This is a genomic window from Nitrosospira multiformis (genome assembly GCF_900110185.1).
Taxonomy (GTDB): Bacteria; Pseudomonadota; Gammaproteobacteria; order Burkholderiales; family Nitrosomonadaceae; genus Nitrosospira; species Nitrosospira multiformis_A.
The window spans coordinates 134,615-153,946 of sequence record NZ_FOCT01000002.1 but is presented as its reverse complement, the minus strand read 5'-3'; the positions used below and the strand labels follow the sequence as shown (position 1 = coordinate 153,946).

Here is a 19,332-nt window from a genome sequence, read left to right as displayed (position 1 = left end):
AGACTATGACCTTAACAAAGGCCGAGCTGGCGGATTTGCTCTTTGAAAAAGTCGGTTTCAACAAACGCGAAGCCAAGGACATGGTGGAGTCTTTTTACGAAGAGGTTCGCATTGCGCTGCAAAATGGCGATGGCGTCAAGCTATCGGGGTTCGGTAATTTCCAGTTACGCGACAAGCCCCAGCGTCCCGGCCGAAATCCCAAAACAGGCGAAGAAATTCCTATCACCGCCCGCAGGGTAGTTACTTTCCACGCAAGTCAGAAACTGAAGGCGATGGTTGAAAAGAATCAGCATGGCAAAGATAACGCCTGATACTGCGCTTACCCCTATTCCCGCCAAACGCTATTTCACGATTGGAGAAGTAAGCGAACTATGCGGTGTGAAGCCGCATGTATTGCGTTACTGGGAACAGGAGTTTACGCAACTGAAACCAGTCAAGCGCCGGGGCAATCGGCGCTACTATCAACACCATGAAGTGCTGCTGATTCGCCGCATTCGGGAGTTGCTCTATGAGCAGGGCTTTACCATCCATGGCGCACGCGCACGCCTGGGACAGGGTTTCGTCAATCCCATGCCGGTTGCGTCACTTTCCTCATCTATCGATCTGGCATCGCTACGTAGTGAGATCCAGGATGTACTGGCGTTGCTTCGCTCCTGAGTGCTCTCTTTTTTCAATTTCATGGACTGCAAGAGGTTGGTAAAGCACTGGCTGACATCCGGTTGCCGTCCATTGGGAATTTCGCAGGTTTCTAACCTTTCGGGTTTATTGTTATAATTCGCCACGTCGGGGCGTAGCGCAGCCTGGTAGCGTACTTGCATGGGGTGCAAGTGGTCGGAGGTTCAAATCCTCTCGCCCCGACCAGTCAAGCTTATCAACAAGTACTGTCATGCGCAGTGGAGGTTGAGCGCATCTATCTCCCCTTTAAGCTGAAACGATCACCTGGGGCATGTTCAAATGCGCATACTGCTCAGTAATGACGATGGGTATTTTGCGCCAGGTCTCGCTTGTCTTGCGGAAGCGCTTTCCGTCATTGCGGACGTCGTAGTCGTCGCCCCAGAGCGCGACCGAAGCGGCGCCAGCAATTCGCTTACGCTGGACCGGCCTCTCAGTCTTCGTAAATCCCACAACGGGTTCTATTACGTCAATGGCACGCCAACAGATTGCGTGCATCTGGCGGTTACAGGCATGCTCGACACCTTGCCTGACATGGTCGTATCTGGAATCAACGATGGCGCCAACATGGGGGATGACACCATTTATTCCGGGACGGTAGCAGCGGCGACTGAAGGCTTTTTACTTGGTGTACCTTCTCTTGCTATTTCACTCGCTGGTTTTTCGGCCGGAAATTTCCCTACTGCCGCCCGTGTTGCGGCTGAAATAGTGCGTCGCTTTGAAACAGATAAACTTCATGGCCCCGTGCTACTGAACATCAATGTACCTGATATCCCGTACGATGAGTTGCAGGGCCTGGAGGTTACGCGGCTGGGGCGCCGGCATAAGGCGGAACCCGTTGTAAAGTATAAAACCCCACGAGGTGAGACAGTATATTGGGTGGGTGCGGCAGGGCCCGCGCAGGATGCCGGAGAGGGAACGGACTTTCTCGCGATTCAGCGCAACCGTGTATCGGTGACCCCCTTGCAAATCGACCTTACCCGGTATGGGCAGCTGGACGCGGTAAAGGAATGGCTGAATAGTCACGCTCTTGTCAGCACGCGGAGCTGAAGGCCGTGTTCAAGGCAGATCGGGATTGAACGTTCACCATTCCGGAATCGGCATGACTTCACAGCGAACGCGTGCGCGCATGGTTGAGCGGCTGCGCATGCAGGGTGTCATGGATGAAGCAGTGCTCGCGGCCATGATTACCATTCCTCGCCACATCTTTGTGGAGGAAGTACTGGCAAACCGTGCTTACGACGACGTCGCGTTGCCGATCAATTTCGAGCAGACGATTTCGAGCCCGTTCACCGTAGCGAGAATGAGCCAGTTGCTGCGCGCAGGTTCCAATCCTAGCAGGGTGCTTGAGATTGGCACGGGCTCCGGCTATCAGACTGCGATACTGGCGCAGTTCTCGCGGGAAGTCTATTCGGTCGAGCGAATCGGGCCTCTGCTGACGCGCACTCGCGGGCGGCTAAGAGAGTTACGCATCAACAATGTGCGCCTGAAGCATGCTGACGGTCTGCTGGGCCTTTCCGAGGCAGCGCCGTTTGACGGAATCATTCTCACGGCTGCAACGCCGCACATACCTCCGGCACTACTTGAACAATTAGCCATTCATGGCAGAATGGTATTTCCCAGGGGAACCACTGAGCAAGTTTTGTGCGTTATCGAACGCAACTTGCAAGGTTATACTGAGACAATACTGAACGAAGTCAAGTTTGTCCCAATGATACCGGGAATCTGGCAGCGTTAGGAAACCGCAACGATATCGAGCAAGGGAAACGAGACAACGATGAGCGCTACACGAATCAGGGATATGAGTCTGAACAGTAATCTTTCCGGTCTTGGAGAAGATCTTCCTCGCACATTTTTCGCGCAGCGGCATGTTGTCCCATACTGTCTGTCCCTCGCATTATGCTTGCTGATTGCCGGTTGTTCATCCACGCCTCGTCAGGGGCCCATGAGTAACAAGGCGGTGCCGGACCGGCAAAAAAATGGCGTTTCAACATCCCCTCAACCTCAGCGAGCTGGCGTGCATATCGTTCGCAGAGGCGACACGCTCTACAGCATTGCGACGAGCAACAATATTAATCCCAGGGATCTGGCGGCGTGGAACAACATCCCTGATCCAGGCGCAATCCGGATTGGCCAGGAAATCTTTTTATCCCGCCCCGAGGGGCCGGTAGCGGCACAACCAACCCTGTTCGCTATTCAGGAGTCCGCCCCATCTTCGTCCGTAGTAGCGCCAGCGTCGCCGGCACAAACCAGACAAGACAGTATGCCGATGCTGGAAGCAAGACAACCGGTTTCGGTGGGGAAGCTGAAAACAGAACCAAAGGCGTTCAAGCTGCCTTACTCGGAACAGGCCCTTGCGCAGGTGAAAAGCCGGGCGGATGCGGCTCTGCCGGTAACGGTGGTAAAAATCGCGCCGGCTATCGAAAAAACAGCGCCCGCCGAAATCAGCACGATTTCCATCCCACCGCCGCCAGAAGCCGTCAGAAATAATGCCCAGGGCGAATGGGTATGGCCCGCCAAAGGCAGGGTATCCGACCTCTTCTCGGAAAGCACCAAAGGCATCGATATCGTCGGGATGAAAGGACAAACGGTGGCCGCGTCCGCAGGAGGGAAAGTTGTTTATAGCGGCGAGGGCCTACGCGGGTACGGCAAATTGATCATTATCAAGCATAGCGATACCTATCTCAGCGCTTATGCACATAACAGCAAGCTCCTTGTGAAAGAAGGGGAGACGGTGATCAAAGGACAGAAAATTGCTGAGATGGGAAGCACGGACGCTGGTCTTGTCAAGCTCCATTTCGAAATTCGGAAGAATGGCAAGCCGGTCGATCCTCTGAAATATTTACCGGGTATTTCCGGATGAATTGAGGATGAGCTCATGATGAATCAGCAAGAATACACTGACGAAGAAGAACTCTTCGAGAAGGAGGATTCACTGGAGCAGGATGATGAGGCTGGCGACACGCCCTCCAGCGCAATAGCGGACACATCCAACGACTTTCTATTGACCGATGTTACTCAAATCTATTTCAACGAGATTGGCCATAACGCCCTGCTGACCGCGAAGGAAGAAGGGGAATTGACTCGTCGAGTCAGACAGAACGATTTTGCCGCACGGCAAAAAATGATTGAGTGTAATTTGCGACTGGTGGTCAATATAGCAAAACATTACACTAATCATGGCGTCGCCCTGCTCGATCTGATAGAAGAAGGTAACATGGGGATGATGCACGCTCTTGATAAATTCGATCCGGAACGAGGATTCCGTTTTTCGACCTATGCGACCTGGTGGATACGACAGAATATCGAGCGTTGCATCATGAATCAGTCGCGGACTATTCGTCTTCCAGTCCATGTCATCAAGGATTTGAACATCATATTGCAGGCTGCCCGCCACCTTGAAGCACATACGGGAAAAGAACCCAAAGCGGAGGATGTCGCTCATCTGCTGGGGCGGACGGTCAAGGAAGTGCAAAGAATGCTGTCTTTGAACCAGAGCATGATGTCACTGGACGCGCCGCTCGATGTTGATCCCTTGCTGTCAATCGGTGATGCAATTGCAGATGACCAGAGTCCCGGTCCCGATCTTATGTGGGAGCAGTCCGAGATAAAAGGTCGTGTACAGGATTGGTTAAACCGGTTAAATGATAAACAGCGCTATATAATCGAGCAGCGCTACGGGCTCAACGGTTATGAAACCCAGACCCTGGAGCAGCTGGCTGCAAGTCTCGATCTTACACGCGAACGCGTGCGCCAGATTCAACTGGAAGCGCTGCAAACCTTGCGCATGATACTGAGGTGCGAAGGCGTATCGAAGGACGGGGTATTTTGAGGAACCGCTGATCAGATCTTCCTTAGCGCGCGTTGCGCCACTGGGGATTTATTCAGCGGCTCCTTAAGTTTTCAACCTCCTGGAGTCTTCAACCCTAGGCAATCAACACGGGTTTGATCGCTTTGGCGACAAACTTTCATTTTACAAATCATTTCACCGATCCGTTCGGTTTGGATTGATTTAAACTCTTTGGTTTAAACTTTGACTACTGAACTTATGACATTCATACTTGTCTAAAGTACGGGATATACTTGAGGTTTGGTCTACTCGCCAAACCATTTCCGAGTAAGTAAGGCTAAGTGTAATCCCGCTTTCGAATATGAATCAGAGCTAAGTCCCGGTATCGCCTTTTGCGATGAAATTCTCACTTTCCAAGATATCACAATCACCGCCATGTCTGAACCACAATTCTTTGCTCCCGATCCAGCCCTGTGTACAGAAGAAGAGATTTCCTATCTAGTTCATACGTTTTATGCAACGGCCAGAAAGGATCCACTGCTCGGTCCGATCTTCGAGGCTCATGTTACTGACTGGGACGCGCATTTCGTACAGATGATCAATTTCTGGTCGATGAAGCTGCGGGGAACAAGCAGGTTTCGCGGCGCGCCCATGCCCAAGCATGTAGCCCTGCCCGGACTGACGCCTGAATTATTCGAACGATGGCTTCAACTTTTTCATCAGACCACGAGTGGGATGGAAAACGCCAATTTACAGTTCAACGCGGATATGCTGGCGCGGCATATCGGCAGCAGGCTTTGGCTAAGATATCAAATGGAGCGCTACCCCAACAGGCAGCTGGTGGAACTCTGCGGTGCGTAGTCCTCACTCTGGGAGCCGCTAACGGATGGTCGGTCGTCCTGACGAAATCAGAAGTGGTGATTGAGTTGAAGGGAAATGATGTGTGCGTCTGTGTTGAATGAGCCGCGCACTACCTGAAGCGATGGGTTCGGGAAGGTGGAGCGCTCGATCTCCGCTCCTTTGAAGAACACATGTGAATACCCTACGTCGATCGACGTTCGTTCGCCAAGTTTCTGGTTGAGACCCACCGCTAACCAGAAACGATCGGAGTCCGGCAGACGTACGGATCGATCCCTGGCGTTACGCACGGGGGATTGGTCGTAGGCGAACCCGGCGTGGAGTCGAAGGCGGTCCGTATATTGATATTGCGTACCAAGACCCACGCGGAAACTGTCTTCGAATCCCAGCCGTTCATTTGCGAGAATGGCGCCGGAAGCACGACTTGTGGCGACAATTGCCGGGATGTGGCCCCAGCCTGTCCAGGTCAGGTCTGCAAGCAATCGCAATCGATCGCTCATCATGTGAAAGATTGCCAGCGACGCAGTGTTTGGAAGCTCGAGAGCGACCGAAGCGGGAATGACAGTGCCAGGCGCGCTCAGTCGGCCGTCAACTTTCAAATCCACCGTTGATCTGTAAGTCAACCCCATGCGCGTGGACGGTGAAAACCGAAACATGACGCCAAGGTTATAGCCAAAGCCTACATCATCCCCTTTCATCTTTGTTTCAACGTCTACCGGGAGGGGCAGCAGGGATGTTACGGGCACCATGCTGCGCAGATCCGCGTCAAACTTCACGATATTCAAGCCCGCGCCAATCGAGACATCCTCGCTCAACTGCCAGGCAAAGCTCGGATTGAAATTAATCGCCAATATTTCAGAGAATCTTCCCTGGTAACGGCCAATAAAGGTCTTGTTCCATTCCGTGGAGTTGCCAAAGGTGGGGGATACTCCCAATCCGAGGCGGAAGGCAGAACCCAGCGACATGCTCCAGTAAAAAGCGGGGATTGGCGAGAGGCCTCCGGCTTGGCCGCCATTATCGCCCAGGGGATAGCTGAGGAAAGGACTGCTGCCCGTATTCTTGAATCTCAAGGACCGGATGAGCAGGTTGCCCGCTCCGGAAACATGATGTCCGGGAGCAAGGTAGGTCATGCCAGCCGGATTGAAATAAATCGTGGATGCGTCTTGCGCGACAGCCGCCGCGCCGGCATAGGCGTAGCCGTTTCCGGCCCCATTCTGGTTTTGCAGAGCGAATCCTGCCGCGACAGCGCAATTGTCAACGAACAGGGCTCCTGCCAACAGCAAAGGCATCAATAGTAATCTGGAAGTTTGCATGATTCGGGCCTGCTGATTTGAGAAATTCTGTTGCTACCGGGATCGATGCGTCCATATGTAATCAAGCATAGTCGATATTTCGGTTCCTGTTAAAAATCCTGCCCTGAGCCTGCCAAAGGAGCACGTCCTGCAGCCCGATACTTGGGACATGTAATGACAGGTTCCATAATCTTACTGAAAGTATCGAGAGCTTCGACGCCGCTCCGGGTAAAGCGGAGACAGCTTTGGGGAGTAACGGCCATTCGTGGGGTTATTGCTGCGCTCGAGCAATTTGTTTCCACACCTGACTTGCAAAAGTGATTGCTGCACGGGGAGCGCTGGGTAGGTATTCCTGTTTTCGGATATACTTGCCCTCATAAATATAATTCTCCCTGCAAGTGCATTACGAAATGGAACTGAAAACTCTGGCTCCGTTTTTTATCCGTATCCTCGGCTCTATTTTGCGGGAGATGTCCAGTATGTCTGGTATCAGGATGCGCTGATCTCTTGTCAAGGTTTCAGAGGAAAGCGCGGCACCGATCAAATTTTTATGTCACCACATGGGAGTGAAAACAATGAGCAATCAAAATACCGGTAGCGCCCCGTATGTTCTGCCACCTTTACCCTATGCGGATAACGCACTGGACCCCGTCATTTCGGCAAATACGCTTGGCTTCCACTACGGGAAGCATCACAAGACATATGTCGATAATCTCAACAAGCTGGTTGCAGGTACAGATCTAGCGGATATGTCTCTGGAGGAGATCATCACTTCCACGGCGGGCAAGGCAGACAAGGCAGGAATTTTCAATAACGCTGCCCAGGTGTGGAACCATACCTTTTACTGGAACAGTTTATCGCCCAAGGGCGGTGGTGAACCACCCGCCTCGCTGAAGCAAAAAATCGAGACCGCTTTCGGTAGCGTGGAGGTTTGCAAAAAGGAACTGGCGACGGCAGCCACAACCCAGTTCGGCAGCGGATGGGCATGGCTGGTAAGCGATGGCGACAGGCTGCAGGTGATAAAGACGGGTAACGCGGATCTGCCGCTCACAAAAGGAATGAAGCCGCTCTTAACGATCGATGTCTGGGAACACGCCTACTACCTTGATTACCAGAACCGGCGCGCGGATTATGTCAATGCCGTGCTCGACAAGCTGATCAACTGGGGCTTTGCCGCTGACAACGATAAATAATCCCGCGACCTGCTGATGTGACGATACCCATTTCAGAACAAATCGAAATCATCAAGCGTGGTTGCAGTGAGCTTTTGCTGGAAGACGAGCTGGAGCAGAAGCTTGCCCAGAATCGTCCACTCAGAATCAAGGCTGGATTCGATCCTACAGCACCTGACTTGCATCTGGGTCATACCGTTCTGCTGAATAAAATGCGCCACTTACAGGATTTAGGGCATCATGCCCTATTCCTGATTGGCGACTTTACAGGGATGATCGGCGATCCCAGCGGCAAGAATACCACGCGCCCCCCACTTTCCCGCGAGCAGGTAGCCGAGAATGCGAAATCCTATCAGGACCAGGTGTTCCGCATACTCAAACCTGAACAGACGGAGGTGGTGTTCAACTCCGCATGGATGGATAAGCTGAATGCCGCCGATCTGATCAAACTGGCTGCAACTCATACGGTCGCGCGTATGCTGGAGCGGGACGATTTTGGCAAACGCTACCGGAGCAATAAACCCATTGCCATTCATGAATTTTTATACCCGTTGATTCAAGGCTATGACTCGGTCGCGCTCCATGCAGATATCGAACTGGGAGGCACTGATCAGAAATTCAATTTGCTGATGGGACGGGAGTTGCAGAAACACTTCGGGCAAGCGTCGCAATGCGTCATCACGATGCCGCTTCTCGAAGGACTGGACGGCGTCAATAAAATGTCCAAGTCTGCCGGCAACTACATCGGAATCACCGAGAATCCGGGGAACATGTTCGGCAAGTTGATGTCTATTTCGGACGAATTGATGTGGCGGTATATTGAGTTGTTGTCGTTCGAGCCGCTGCGCGTTGTTCGTGAGTGGCAGCAGGACGTAGGGAATGGGCGCAATCCTCGCGACATCAAGGTCCTGTTTGCCCAGGAGATCGTTACCCGCTTTCATAGCAGGCAGGATGCCGAGGCCGCTCTCGCCGATTTCGAATCACGCTTCAGGCGGGGAGGTATCCCGGATGATCTGCCGGAAAAGATACTGCAGGCTGGAAAAGAGGGATTGCCGATAGCGCAGTTGCTCAAACAGACCGGACTCACTGCCAGCACCACCGAAGCCTTGCGCATGATCGAGCAAGGTGGTGTAAAATTGAATGGCGAAAAGGTGAGCGACAAAACTTTCAGGCTGCCTTGTGGTCAAATGGTGATAGTGCAGGTGGGCAAACGGAAGTTTGCCAGAGTAAGAATCTCCGAAGAAAAATAAAAAATTTATCAAAAACCCTTGACCGGGTATCTGGCGCTTGTATAATGCCGCCTTTCGCATGATCGAGCAAGGTGGTGTAAAATCGAATGGCGAGAAAGTAAGCGACAAAACTTTTAAGCTGCCTTGTGGTCAGATGGTGATAGTGCAGGTGGGCAAACGGAAGTTTGCCAGAGTAAGAATCTCCGAAGAAAAATAAAAAATTTATCAAAAACCCTTGACCGGGTATCTGGCGTCTGTATAATGCCGCCTTCGCTAGCTGACATTAGTAACAAAGTTTGTTAGCCAGCATCGCTCTTTAAAAATTTACAGCCGATAGGTGTGGGCACTTGAACGGGACATACAACTGTTTCGCCTTTCAGGCGAAACAGTCAGTTCCAAGAATCGAAGTGCTCGCACAACGTACCAAGATTCTGATCATCCCGATCACTCGGGAAAAACAGAATCGAATAACGTCAAGCGAGAGTTTTACCAGTATTGAACTGAAGAGTTTGATCCTGGCTCAGATTGAACGCTGGCGGCATGCTTTACACATGCAAGTCGAACGGCAGCACGGGGGCAACCCTGGTGGCGAGTGGCGAACGGGTGAGTAATACATCGGAACGTATCCTTAAGTGGGGGATAACGCACCGAAAGGTGTGCTAATACCGCATAATCTCCGAGGAGAAAAGCAGGGGATCGCAAGACCTTGCGCTTTTGGAGCGGCCGATGTCTGATTAGCTAGTTGGTGAGGTAAAGGCTTACCAAGGCGTCGATCAGTAGCTGGTCTGAGAGGACGACCAGCCACACTGGGACTGAGACACGGCCCAGACTCCTACGGGAGGCAGCAGTGGGGAATTTTGGACAATGGGGGAAACCCTGATCCAGCCATGCCGCGTGAGTGAAGAAGGCCTTCGGGTTGTAAAGCTCTTTCAGCCGGAACGAAACGGTCACGGTTAATACCCGTGACTACTGACGGTACCGGAAGAAGAAGCACCGGCTAACTACGTGCCAGCAGCCGCGGTAATACGTAGGGTGCAAGCGTTAATCGGAATTACTGGGCGTAAAGCGTGCGCAGGCGGTTTTGTAAGTCAGATGTGAAATCCCCGGGCTTAACCTGGGAACTGCGTTTGAAACTACAAGGCTAGAGTGTGGCAGAGGGGGGTGGAATTCCACGTGTAGCAGTGAAATGCGTAGAGATGTGGAGGAACACCGATGGCGAAGGCAGCCCCCTGGGTTAACACTGACGCTCAGGCACGAAAGCGTGGGGAGCAAACAGGATTAGATACCCTGGTAGTCCACGCCCTAAACGATGTCAACTAGTTGTCGGGTCTTAACGGACTTGGTAACGCAGCTAACGCGTGAAGTTGACCGCCTGGGGAGTACGGTCGCAAGATTAAAACTCAAAGGAATTGACGGGGACCCGCACAAGCGGTGGATTATGTGGATTAATTCGATGCAACGCGAAAAACCTTACCTACCCTTGACATGTGCCGAAGCCCGCCGAGAGGTGGGTGTGCCCGAAAGGGAACGGCAACACAGGTGCTGCATGGCTGTCGTCAGCTCGTGTCGTGAGATGTTGGGTTAAGTCCCGCAACGAGCGCAACCCTTGTCATTAATTGCCATCATTCAGTTGGGCACTTTAATGAAACTGCCGGTGACAAACCGGAGGAAGGTGGGGATGACGTCAAGTCCTCATGGCCCTTATGGGTAGGGCTTCACACGTAATACAATGGCGCGTACAGAGGGTTGCCAACCCGCGAGGGGGAGCTAATCTCAGAAAGCGCGTCGTAGTCCGGATCGGAGTCTGCAACTCGACTCCGTGAAGTCGGAATCGCTAGTAATCGCGGATCAGCATGTCGCGGTGAATACGTTCCCGGGTCTTGTACACACCGCCCGTCACACCATGGGAGTGGGTTCCACCAGAAGCAGGTAGTCTAACCGCAAGGAGGGCGCCTGCCACGGTGAGATTCATGACTGGGGTGAAGTCGTAACAAGGTAGCCGTAGGGGAACCTGCGGCTGGATCACCTCCTTTCTAGAGAAATTCCTGTTTGAGTGTCCACAACCTATCGGTTGTTTAGAAAAGCAAGGCTAGGGGGCTAAGGAAATAGGCTTGAGAACCACAAAAGGCCCATCTCTTTGTTTCCAGGCTCTGTTCAGGGTCTGTAGCTCAGTTGGTTAGAGCACACGCTTGATAAGCGTGGGGTCGGTGGTTCAAGTCCACCCAGACCCACCAACTAAAAGGGGGTGTAGCTCAGATGGGAGAGCACCTGCTTTGCAAGCAGGGGGTCATCGGTTCGATCCCGTTCACCTCCACCAATCAGAAAAGCAACTATCTAATTAGAAGCCAGAAGTAAACGGAAGGGTTTACTTCTGGTTTTTAACCAGCGGCTGTATTTCGGGAGCATTCAGGTTTTCGGGTTGTTTTATTCAACTTTGGATTCCTCGTATTCGTTCTCGACGTTCTTTAACAATCTGGAAGAAGTAAATATTTCGTATCGACGGATACGTTGCCCGTGAGGCTACGTTTTCCCGAGAAACGGAATAATGGGTTAGATTGTATCGACGTATCGCATTTTTAGTCGGATGCGATGCGAAGCAAACACCTGTAACCACCGGTTTGGAAGATGAAGAGTAGTCAGTTTTTCGAGGACATCCGCTTCGGCTTCTAAAGCCCTTAAGGTTATAGGATCAAGCGAATAAGTGCATGTGGTGGATGCCTTGGCGATTACAGGCGATGAAGGACGTGGAAGCCTGCGAAAAGCTTCGGGGAGCTGGCAAACAAGCTTTGATCCGGAGATGTCCGAATGGGGAAACCCGGCCCGCAAGGGTCAACCTTGGCTGAATATATAGGCCAAGCGTGGCGAACCTGGTGAACTGAAACATCTAAGTAGCCAGAGGAAAAGAAATCAACCGAGATTCCCAAAGTAGTGGCGAGCGAAATGGGAGCAGCCTCCAATTTTTAGCACTCGAACTAGTCGAACCGTCTGGAAAGTCGGGCCATAGCGGGTGATAGCCCCGTAGGCGAAAGTTTGAGTGTGGAACTAGGATTGGGACAAGTAGGGCGGGACACGTGAAATCCTGTTTGAATATGGGGGGACCATCCTCCAAGGCTAAATACTCGTAATCGACCGATAGTGAACCAGTACCGTGAGGGAAAGGCGAAAAGAACCCCGGGAGGGGAGTGAAATAGATCCTGAAACCGCATGCATACAAACAGTGGGAGCGGACTTGTTCCGTGACTGCGTACCTTTTGTATAATGGGTCAGCGACTTACATTCAGTAGCGAGCTTAACCGTATAGGGGAGGCATAGCGAAAGCGAGTCTTAATAGGGCGATTAGTTGCTGGGTGTAGACCCGAAACCAGATGATCTACTCATGGCCAGGATGAAGCGGGGGTAACACCTCGTGGAGGTCCGAACCCACTAATGTTGAAAAATTAGGGGATGAGCTGTGGGTAGGGGTGAAAGGCTAAACAAATCTGGAAATAGCTGGTTCTCTCCGAAAACTATTTAGGTAGTGCCTCACGTATCACCTTCGGGGGTAGAGCACTGTTATGGCTAGGGGGCCGTTTAGGCCTACCAAACCATGGCAAACTCCGAATACCGAAGAGTGCGAGCGTGGGAGACAGACATCGGGTGCTAACGTCCGGTGTCGAGAGGGAAACAACCCAGACCCTCAGCTAAGGTCCCAAAGACACAGTTAAGTGGCAAACGAAGTGGGAAGGCTAAAACAGTCAGGAGGTTGGCTTAGAAGCAGCCATCCTTTAAAGAAAGCGTAATAGCTCACTGATCGAGTCGTCCTGCGCGGAAGATGTAACGGGGCTCAAACTGTGCACCGAAGCTAGGGATCTACACGCAAGTGTAGATGGTAGGAGAGCGTTCCGTAGGCCTGCGAAGGTGGCTTGAGAAGGCTGCTGGAGGTATCGGAAGTGCGAATGCTGACATGAGTAGCGATAAAGGGAGTGAAAGGCTCCCTCGCCGTAAGCCCAAGGTTTCCTGCGCAACGTTCATCGGCGCAGGGTGAGTCGGCCCCTAAGGTGAGGCAGAAATGCGTAGCTGATGGGAAACTGGTTAATATTCCAGTACCTTTGTTCAATGCGATGTGGGGACGGAGAAGGTTAGCTCGGCCGGGTGTTGGATGTCCCGGTTGAAGCGTGTAGACGTGCTGCTTAGGCAAATCCGGGCGGCTTAGTTGAGGCGTGATAACGAAACACCCTTCGGGGTGCCAAGTGAGTGATACCCTGCTTCCAGGAAAAGCCACTAAGCTTCAGTTGAATGAAGACCGTACCGCAAACCGACACAGGTGGGCGGGATGAAAATTCCAAGGCGCTTGAGAGAACTCAGGAGAAGGAACTCGGCAAATTGACACCGTAACTTCGGGATAAGGTGTGCCCTCTGTACGTGTAGCGCCTCGCGCGTGAAGCGGAAGGGGGTTGCAAAAAAATGGTGGCTGCGACTGTTTAATAAAAACACAGCACTCTGCAAACACGAAAGTGGACGTATAGAGTGTGACGCCTGCCCGGTGCCGGAAGGTTAAGTGATGGGGTGCAAGCTCTTGATCGAAGCCCCGGTAAACGGCGGCCGTAACTATAACGGTCCTAAGGTAGCGAAATTCCTTGTCGGGTAAGTTCCGACCTGCACGAATGGCGTAACGATGGCCACACTGTCTCCTCCTGAGACTCAGCGAAGTTGAAATGTTTGTGAAGATGCAATCTCCCCGCGGCTAGACGGAAAGACCCCGTGCACCTTTACTGTAGCTTTACATTGGACCTTGACAACATCTGTGTAGGATAGGTGGGAGGCATTGAAGTGGGCTCGCTAGAGCTCATGGAGCCAACCTTGAAATACCACCCTGGTGTTGTTGGGGTTCTAACCTGGGTCCATTATCTGGATCGGGGACCGTGTATGGTAGGCAGTTTGACTGGGGCGGTCTCCTCCCAAAGTGTAACGGAGGAGTACGAAGGTACGCTAGGTACGGTCGGAAATCGTGCTGATAGTGCAATGGCAAAAGCGTGCTTGACTGCGAGACTGACAAGTCGAGCAGATGCGAAAGCAGGTCATAGTGATCCGGTGGTTCTGTATGGAAGGGCCATCGCTCAACGGATAAAAGGTACGCCGGGGATAACAGGCTGATTCCTCCCAAGAGTTCATATCGACGGGGGAGTTTGGCACCTCGATGTCGGCTCATCACATCCTGGGGCTGTAGCCGGTCCCAAGGGTATGGCTGTTCGCCATTTAAAGTGGTACGTGAGCTGGGTTTAAAACGTCGTGAGACAGTTTGGTCCCTATCTGCCGTGGGCGTTGGAAGTTTGAGAGGACCTGCTCCTAGTACGAGAGGACCGGAGTGGACGCACCTCTGGTGTACCGGTTATGACGCCAGTCGTATCGCCGGGTAGCTAAGTGTGGAAGAGATAACCGCTGAAAGCATCTAAGCGGGAAACTCGCCTCAAGATGAGACTTCCCGGGGGTTAAACCCCCCTAAAGGTTCGTCGAAGACTACGACGTTGATAGGTCGGGTGTGGAAGCGCAGTAATGCGTTAAGCTAACCGATACTAATTGACCGTGCGGCTTGATCCTATAACCTTAAGCAAGGACAAGGTGTTTATTCAGATATAATCATTCCCATTTACTTCTTCAAGATTGCGGTTTTCGATAGAAGCCAGGATTGCTCATTGCTTTTGTCGGATGCCACTAAAAGTTACGCTTGGTGGTCATAGCACTTTGGACCCACCCCTTCCCATCCCGAACAGGGTCGTGAAACGAAGTCGCGCCGATGATAGTGTGTTTTCACATGCGAAAGTAGGTCACTGCCAGGCACCTTATAGAAAAAAGCCCCGACTCCTGCGAGTCGGGGCTTTTTTGTTGATACGTCGGAATCAGCTTATTCTTGCGTATGCAAGTTTCCACGGTCGAATTTCAGCGTCAGACGACAAGGGACAAGGAAATCATCAGGCGAGGAAATCATCATGAAACTACAGCGGTTTTTATTCCCCCGATTTTTATCCCTGTTACTGGCGCTGATGATCAGCTTCACAGCGGGACGTGTCGCCGCTCAGTCAGGGAATGAACCCTACCGGGCAACGGTGGACAGTAAGGGCGTGCAACACGTGAACATTCTGGCGGGCGACTATTTCTTCCGCCCCAGGCACATCATCGTCAAAGTCAACGTGCCTGTAATGCTTGTCGTTCGAGTAGAACAGGGCGTCATCCCTCACGGCCTGCTGCTAAAAGTTCCCAAAGCGAATATCTCGATCGATGAAGATCTTGGCCGCGATTCTCAAACATTCACTTTTACCCCGACCGCGTCAGGCAAATATGCTTTCTATTGTCCGAAGAAGCTGCTCTTTTTCAAGAGCCATAGGGAACACGGGATGGAGGGGGTTCTGGAGATTGTCGAGTAGCCGGCATGGCTTGCGGGCTGTCCTCATGCGGCTTCCGCACGGACTGCCGTTCTCCTCTTGTTCCAGGAAACGGTATCAATACCGTTAAATCCGTAGCCTGGTAAGTCAAGCCTGTTAGTGTACCTGCGCCGGGAAGAGATCGAAACGGGAAGGTTTGATGAAAACCTGATCGCCTCGCGTCAGCTGCAGTTCGCGAAAGCGCTCCCTGCTGATTTCGACTTCGATCAATTCCTTATCTTTGCCGTCATCGCGCATCAGCTGGAGGCGAACTACCGGGCCCACCGAGAGAATGTGGGACACATGCGCGGCAATTGCTCCCTCTCCATTCAAGGCATTGTCCACCTTATCCACATGGATGTCATGCGGACGCACATAGGCCACCCCTGAGAGCTCTTCGGTCTCGGTATGCTCCGGCGCATCGATTTCGATCCCCCCTATCCAGGCGCGACCGCGATGGAGCCGTCCATGGAAAAGATTCACCTTGCCCAGGAATTTGTACACGAACGGGCTTGCGGGGTGCTCGTATACCTCATCTGGCGTACCGATCTGCTCGATGCGACCTTCGTTCATGACTACAACCCGATCCGCGACCTCCAATGCCTCTTCCTGGTCATGGGTGACGAACACACTGGTGATATGCATCTCATCGTGAAGTCTTCTAAGCCATGAACGCAATTCCTTGCGCACCTTGGCATCCAGCGCCCCAAATGGTTCGTCGAGTAGCAGGACCTTGGGTTCCACAGCCAATGCTCGTGCCAGGGCGATTCTCTGGCGTTGCCCTCCCGAGAGTTGATGCGGGTAGCGGTCTGCCAGCCAGTCCAGTTGCACCAGTTTTAGCAACTCATGTACGCGTTGCTGAATCTCCGCTGTGGAAGGGCGGAATTTTTTCGGACGTACACGCAGACCGAAGGCTACGTTTTCGAAAATGGTCATGTTCCGGAACAGGGCGTAGTGCTGGAATACAAAGCCCACCTGGCGCTCACGGACGTGCTGATCCGTTGCGTCTTCGCCCTGGAACAGCACTTGGCCGGTATCCGCTGCTTCCAGTCCCGCAATGACACGCAGCAGGGTCGTTTTCCCTGATCCTGAAGGGCCGAGCAGCGCGAGCAGCTCACCGGACTTTACTTCCAGGCTGACGTCGCGTAGAGCGGAAAACGTGCCGAATTGTTTGGAAAGGTTACGAATTTCTATGCTCATTCTTGTATTCCTGCGGTTTCCGGTTTTTCCCGGGTTTTTGATTCAACGATAGTCTTCAATGCCAATGTGATCAGGGCGAGCAGGGCGAGCAGCGACGCCACGGCAAAGGCGGCCGCGAAGTTATATTCGTTATAAAGAATCTCGACATGCAGCGGCAAAGTATTGGTGCTCCCACGGATATGCCCGGATACCACCGATACTGCACCAAACTCTCCCATTGCGCGCGCATTACAAAGGATGACACCGTAAAGCAGGCCCCATTTAATATTGGGAAGCGTTACACGGAAGAATATCTGCCAGCCGCTCGCCCCGAGTACCACGGCCGCTTCTTCCTCTTCGGCCCCCTGGGATTGCATCAGGGGAATCAGTTCGCGTGCGATAAAGGGGACCGTGACGAATATGGTCGCCAGCACAATACCGGGCACCGCAAAGATAATCTTGATGTCGTGTTCCGCCAGCCACGGGCCCAGCCAACCCTGCAAGCCGAAAATAAGCACATAGATGAGCCCGGACACGACAGGTGAAACCGAAAAAGGCAAATCGATGAGCGTGACCAGGAGATTTTTGCCGCGGAACTCAAACTTGGCAACCGCCCATGCTGCCGCTACGCCGAATACCAGATTAAGTGGAACTGCAATGGCGGCTGCGGTCAGGGTAAGCTGAATGGCGGACACTGCGTCTGGCTCGGTAATTGCGGCAATGTAAACATCCCAGCCTTTCTTGAGCGCTTCGTAGAAAACCGATATCAGCGGTACGAAGAGAAAGAGTGTAAGAAAGGCCAGCGCAAGCCCGATCAGGGACCGCCGCACCCACGCGGATTCCTCGACGGGCCGCACCCGGCCTGAAGGGACAGACAACGGAAGAGCAATAGCAGTCATCAGGATATCCTCATGCTCATACTGACGATGAACTCCGGCTGCGACTCCACCATTGCAGCAGGTTGATGATCAGGAGCAACACGAAAGAAATCACGAGCATGACCACGGCGAGCGCCGTAGCGCCTGCATAGTCGTACTGCTCGAGCTTGGTAATGATCAGGAGCGGCGTGATTTCGGAAATCATCGGCATGTTGCCCGCAATAAAAATAACGGACCCGTATTCCCCGATCGCACGGGCAAAGGCAAGCGCAAAGCCGGTTATCAATGCCGGAAAAATCGCGGGAAAAATGACTCGCAGGAACGTCTGCAAGCGGGTCGCGCCGAGCGTAGCCGCTGCTTCTTCCAGTTCAGGTTCGAGGTCTTCCAGCACAGGTTGCACCGTTCGCACTACAAATGGCAATCCGATAAACGTCAGCGCCACGAAGACTCCCGCTGGCGTAAAGGCAACCTTGAGGCCAAGCGGCTCCAGATACTGGCCGAGCCACCCGTTCCCCGCATAGAGCGCTGTCAGGGCAATACCGGCTACCGCGGTGGGCAGGGCAAATGGAAGATCTACCAGCGAATCGATCAGCTTCTTTCCTGGAAAGTGGTAACGCACCAGCACCCACGCAACCAGGAGCCCGAATATCGCATTGAGCAGCGCCGCTGCGAATGAGGCCCCAAATGTCAACCGATAGGAAGCCAATACCCTTGGTGTCGTCACCACATCCCAGAATTCGGGCAAGGTGAGTTCTGCAGTGCGAACAAATGCTGCCGAGATTGGAATCAGAACAATCAGACTCAGATAAAGCAACGTAAATCCAAGCGCCAGATTGAATCCGGGCAGAACGCTGTGTTGCCTGAACGTGCCCATTTCAGATTCCCGCCGCGTCGATATAGTGCTGCAGCGTCCGGATGCGCCGGGAGGAAGCCTCCGCGCTCCGGTACTCTGTCGTTGTAGCAGGTATGAGCAAGTCAAACTCAATCGCCTGCTCGGGTATGCCGAGAAAGCGCCCCTGGAGAAGATCCGCGCCTGCGCGAACAGCATCCGTCAATTGCCGCGCTGTTTCGATTTCACGGAACAAAACCTGCGCGCCGAAGTGGTGAATGGCCTCCACCAGCGGGCCTGCGTCTCCCAACCTTTGAAGGGCCGAGGCTTCCAACCGTACCATGTCCGGATATAGCGGATATAGGCTGGCAAGTTCCGCTACCCAATCTTCGCCGGCATCGTTGTAATTGATCGCTATGCGATAGCCGTGCGAGCGGTAATTGCTGATCACGTGTTTGAGCAGCTTCCAATTGCGGTTCACCTCGGCCGGAATTTCTATTACCACCCGCGAAGTCTCCGCGCCGATGATGTCGAGGATTCGTTTGAAGGCGCGGCCATGGTCGTCTTTAACGCTCTCCAGCAGGCGGGGCTGTACCGTGACAAAAAGATTGCCGTCATGAGAGCTCCCGCTGAAGTAGTTGAGCGCATGCACCGCACGGCACAGCCGGTCAAAACGTACCAGCGGAGCGTCTCCTTCCCCAAAAGACAGGACTTTCCAGGGTGATAGTGGATTTTCCTCGTTCATAACGGAACGGATATAAGCCGCATGCCCAGCCACACTGCGCGTTTTTGCGTCGAACACAGGCTGAAATAAGCTTGACAGCCAGCAGTTGAAGAAATGTCCAACGATGAATCCGTTCTCCGCTCGTTTCACCGCATAGTCGGTTGCCTCCTGGATGCGCGCCAATTCATCCTTTTCCTGTGATGAAGAAATGCTCACTTTTCATCTCCTTTCAAAAATTTCCTGGACGTCGATTTCCTGAATGCCAGCATGGTGTTTTGCGGTTTTCAGTGCAGACGGTACAACTTGTGTTG

At 52.9% G+C, this 19,332-nt stretch carries 15 protein-coding genes, 3 tRNA genes, 3 rRNA genes and 1 pseudogene; 17 read left to right on the top strand and 5 right to left on the bottom strand.

Annotated elements, in window-relative coordinates; all coding sequences use genetic code 11:
• Positions 1 to 5: 5 nt before the first annotated feature.
• From BMY01_RS02995 to BMY01_RS02960, 8 genes are all read left to right on the top strand, one after another.
• Positions 6 to 311, top strand: a complete 306-nt coding sequence (locus tag BMY01_RS02995; protein WP_011379855.1) for an integration host factor subunit alpha — start codon at positions 6 to 8, stop codon at positions 309 to 311.
• Positions 292 to 657, top strand: coding sequence for a MerR family transcriptional regulator (locus BMY01_RS02990; RefSeq protein WP_074744171.1), 366 nt, complete (start codon positions 292 to 294; stop codon positions 655 to 657). The genes BMY01_RS02995 and BMY01_RS02990 overlap by 20 nt, the downstream gene beginning before the upstream one ends.
• A gap of 127 nt (positions 658 to 784) precedes the next feature.
• Positions 785 to 861 (top strand) — tRNA-Pro (locus tag BMY01_RS02985).
• A 93-nt stretch (positions 862 to 954) separates the two neighbouring features.
• Entirely contained in the window at positions 955 to 1,722 is a 768-nt protein-coding gene (gene surE / locus BMY01_RS02980) for a 5'/3'-nucleotidase SurE (protein WP_074744169.1), read from the top strand.
• A gap of 25 nt (positions 1,723 to 1,747) precedes the next feature.
• Positions 1,748 to 2,410, top strand: a complete 663-nt coding sequence (locus BMY01_RS02975) for a protein-L-isoaspartate(D-aspartate) O-methyltransferase (protein WP_074744167.1) — start codon at positions 1,748 to 1,750, stop codon at positions 2,408 to 2,410.
• A 39-nt stretch (positions 2,411 to 2,449) separates the two neighbouring features.
• Positions 2,450 to 3,535 (top strand): peptidoglycan DD-metalloendopeptidase family protein, encoded by a 1,086-nt coding sequence (locus tag BMY01_RS02970; RefSeq protein ID WP_074744165.1) that lies wholly within the window; start codon positions 2,450 to 2,452, stop codon positions 3,533 to 3,535.
• Positions 3,536 to 3,550: 15 nt separating this feature from the next.
• Entirely contained in the window at positions 3,551 to 4,504 is a 954-nt protein-coding gene (gene rpoS / locus BMY01_RS02965; protein ID WP_139176678.1) for an RNA polymerase sigma factor RpoS, read from the top strand.
• Between the two features lie 393 nt (positions 4,505 to 4,897).
• Positions 4,898 to 5,323 carry a group III truncated hemoglobin gene (locus BMY01_RS02960; protein ID WP_074744163.1) on the top strand — a complete coding sequence of 142 codons (426 nt, stop codon included), beginning with the start codon at positions 4,898 to 4,900 and terminating at the stop codon, positions 5,321 to 5,323.
• A gap of 47 nt (positions 5,324 to 5,370) precedes the next feature.
• Here BMY01_RS02960 and BMY01_RS02955 read toward each other — a convergent pair whose 3' ends face one another.
• The gene (locus BMY01_RS02955; RefSeq protein WP_074744161.1) at positions 5,371 to 6,633 is read right to left on the bottom strand and encodes an OmpP1/FadL family transporter; all 1,263 of its coding nucleotides are present in this window, start codon (positions 6,631 to 6,633) and stop codon (positions 5,371 to 5,373) included.
• Positions 6,634 to 7,187: 554 nt separating this feature from the next.
• Between BMY01_RS02955 and BMY01_RS02950 the strand changes: the two genes are divergently transcribed.
• The 9 genes and pseudogenes from BMY01_RS02950 (at position 7,188) to BMY01_RS02915 (ending at position 15,414) form a co-directional block, all read left to right on the top strand.
• Positions 7,188 to 7,805, top strand: coding sequence for a superoxide dismutase (locus tag BMY01_RS02950; RefSeq protein ID WP_074744551.1), 618 nt, complete (start codon positions 7,188 to 7,190; stop codon positions 7,803 to 7,805).
• Between the two features lie 17 nt (positions 7,806 to 7,822).
• On the top strand, positions 7,823 to 9,034 hold the full coding sequence (gene tyrS / locus BMY01_RS02945) for a tyrosine--tRNA ligase (protein WP_074744159.1): 1,212 nt from the start codon (positions 7,823 to 7,825) through the stop codon (positions 9,032 to 9,034).
• 49 nt (positions 9,035 to 9,083) lie between these two features.
• Positions 9,084 to 9,230: pseudogene (locus tag BMY01_RS18940) on the top strand (tyrosine--tRNA ligase); the annotation flags it as partial.
• A 280-nt stretch (positions 9,231 to 9,510) separates the two neighbouring features.
• Positions 9,511 to 11,046, top strand: a 16S ribosomal RNA gene (locus BMY01_RS02940).
• A gap of 124 nt (positions 11,047 to 11,170) precedes the next feature.
• Positions 11,171 to 11,247 (top strand) — tRNA-Ile (locus BMY01_RS02935).
• Between the two features lie 7 nt (positions 11,248 to 11,254).
• Positions 11,255 to 11,330: transfer RNA gene (locus tag BMY01_RS02930), tRNA-Ala, on the top strand.
• 370 nt (positions 11,331 to 11,700) lie between these two features.
• Positions 11,701 to 14,590, top strand: a 23S ribosomal RNA gene (locus BMY01_RS02925).
• Between the two features lie 126 nt (positions 14,591 to 14,716).
• Positions 14,717 to 14,829, top strand: a 5S ribosomal RNA gene (gene rrf / locus BMY01_RS02920).
• The 16S, 23S and 5S rRNA genes sit together here with 2 tRNA genes alongside, the layout of an rRNA operon.
• Before the next feature lie 150 nt (positions 14,830 to 14,979).
• On the top strand, positions 14,980 to 15,414 hold the full coding sequence (locus BMY01_RS02915) for a cupredoxin domain-containing protein (protein ID WP_074744157.1): 435 nt from the start codon (positions 14,980 to 14,982) through the stop codon (positions 15,412 to 15,414).
• Positions 15,415 to 15,528: 114 nt separating this feature from the next.
• On the opposite strand, the gene BMY01_RS02910 is transcribed toward BMY01_RS02915, so the two are convergent.
• Genes BMY01_RS02910 through BMY01_RS02895 form a run of 4 tightly spaced genes read right to left on the bottom strand, consistent with a single transcriptional unit; the run spans position 15,529 to position 19,237 of the window.
• Positions 15,529 to 16,611, bottom strand: a complete 1,083-nt coding sequence (locus tag BMY01_RS02910; RefSeq protein WP_074744155.1) for a sulfate/molybdate ABC transporter ATP-binding protein — start codon at positions 16,609 to 16,611, stop codon at positions 15,529 to 15,531.
• Complete coding sequence (gene cysW, locus BMY01_RS02905; protein WP_074744153.1) at positions 16,608 to 17,489, bottom strand: sulfate ABC transporter permease subunit CysW; 882 nt, start codon at positions 17,487 to 17,489, stop codon at positions 16,608 to 16,610. The genes BMY01_RS02910 and cysW overlap by 4 nt, the downstream gene beginning before the upstream one ends.
• Before the next feature lie 16 nt (positions 17,490 to 17,505).
• Positions 17,506 to 18,342 carry a sulfate ABC transporter permease subunit CysT gene (gene cysT / locus BMY01_RS02900; protein ID WP_074744151.1) on the bottom strand — a complete coding sequence of 279 codons (837 nt, stop codon included), beginning with the start codon at positions 18,340 to 18,342 and terminating at the stop codon, positions 17,506 to 17,508.
• Between the two features lies 1 nt (position 18,343).
• Positions 18,344 to 19,237 (bottom strand): EAL domain-containing protein, encoded by an 894-nt coding sequence (locus BMY01_RS02895; protein ID WP_074744149.1) that lies wholly within the window; start codon positions 19,235 to 19,237, stop codon positions 18,344 to 18,346.
• Between the last annotated feature and the right edge of the window lie 95 nt (positions 19,238 to 19,332).

Bases quoted from the DNA above. Each gene is read 5' to 3' on its own strand.
- BMY01_RS02915 (WP_074744157.1), top strand. From the start codon at position 14,980: ATGAAACTACAGCGGTTTTTATTCCCCCGATTTTTATCCCTGTTACTG.
- rpoS (WP_139176678.1), top strand. From the start codon at position 3,551: ATGATGAATCAGCAAGAATACACTGACGAAGAAGAACTCTTCGAGAAG.
- cysT (WP_074744151.1), bottom strand. From the start codon at position 18,342: ATGGGCACGTTCAGGCAACACAGCGTTCTGCCCGGATTCAATCTGGCG.
- BMY01_RS02995 (WP_011379855.1), top strand. From the start codon at position 6: ATGACCTTAACAAAGGCCGAGCTGGCGGATTTGCTCTTTGAAAAAGTC.
- BMY01_RS02955 (WP_074744161.1), bottom strand. From the start codon at position 6,633: ATGCAAACTTCCAGATTACTATTGATGCCTTTGCTGTTGGCAGGAGCC.
- BMY01_RS02990 (WP_074744171.1), top strand. From the start codon at position 292: ATGGCAAAGATAACGCCTGATACTGCGCTTACCCCTATTCCCGCCAAA.
- BMY01_RS02970 (WP_074744165.1), top strand. From the start codon at position 2,450: ATGAGCGCTACACGAATCAGGGATATGAGTCTGAACAGTAATCTTTCC.
- BMY01_RS02910 (WP_074744155.1), bottom strand. From the start codon at position 16,611: ATGAGCATAGAAATTCGTAACCTTTCCAAACAATTCGGCACGTTTTCC.
- cysW (WP_074744153.1), bottom strand. From the start codon at position 17,489: ATGACTGCTATTGCTCTTCCGTTGTCTGTCCCTTCAGGCCGGGTGCGG.
- BMY01_RS02950 (WP_074744551.1), top strand. From the start codon at position 7,188: ATGAGCAATCAAAATACCGGTAGCGCCCCGTATGTTCTGCCACCTTTA.
- surE (WP_074744169.1), top strand. From the start codon at position 955: ATGCGCATACTGCTCAGTAATGACGATGGGTATTTTGCGCCAGGTCTC.
- BMY01_RS02960 (WP_074744163.1), top strand. From the start codon at position 4,898: ATGTCTGAACCACAATTCTTTGCTCCCGATCCAGCCCTGTGTACAGAA.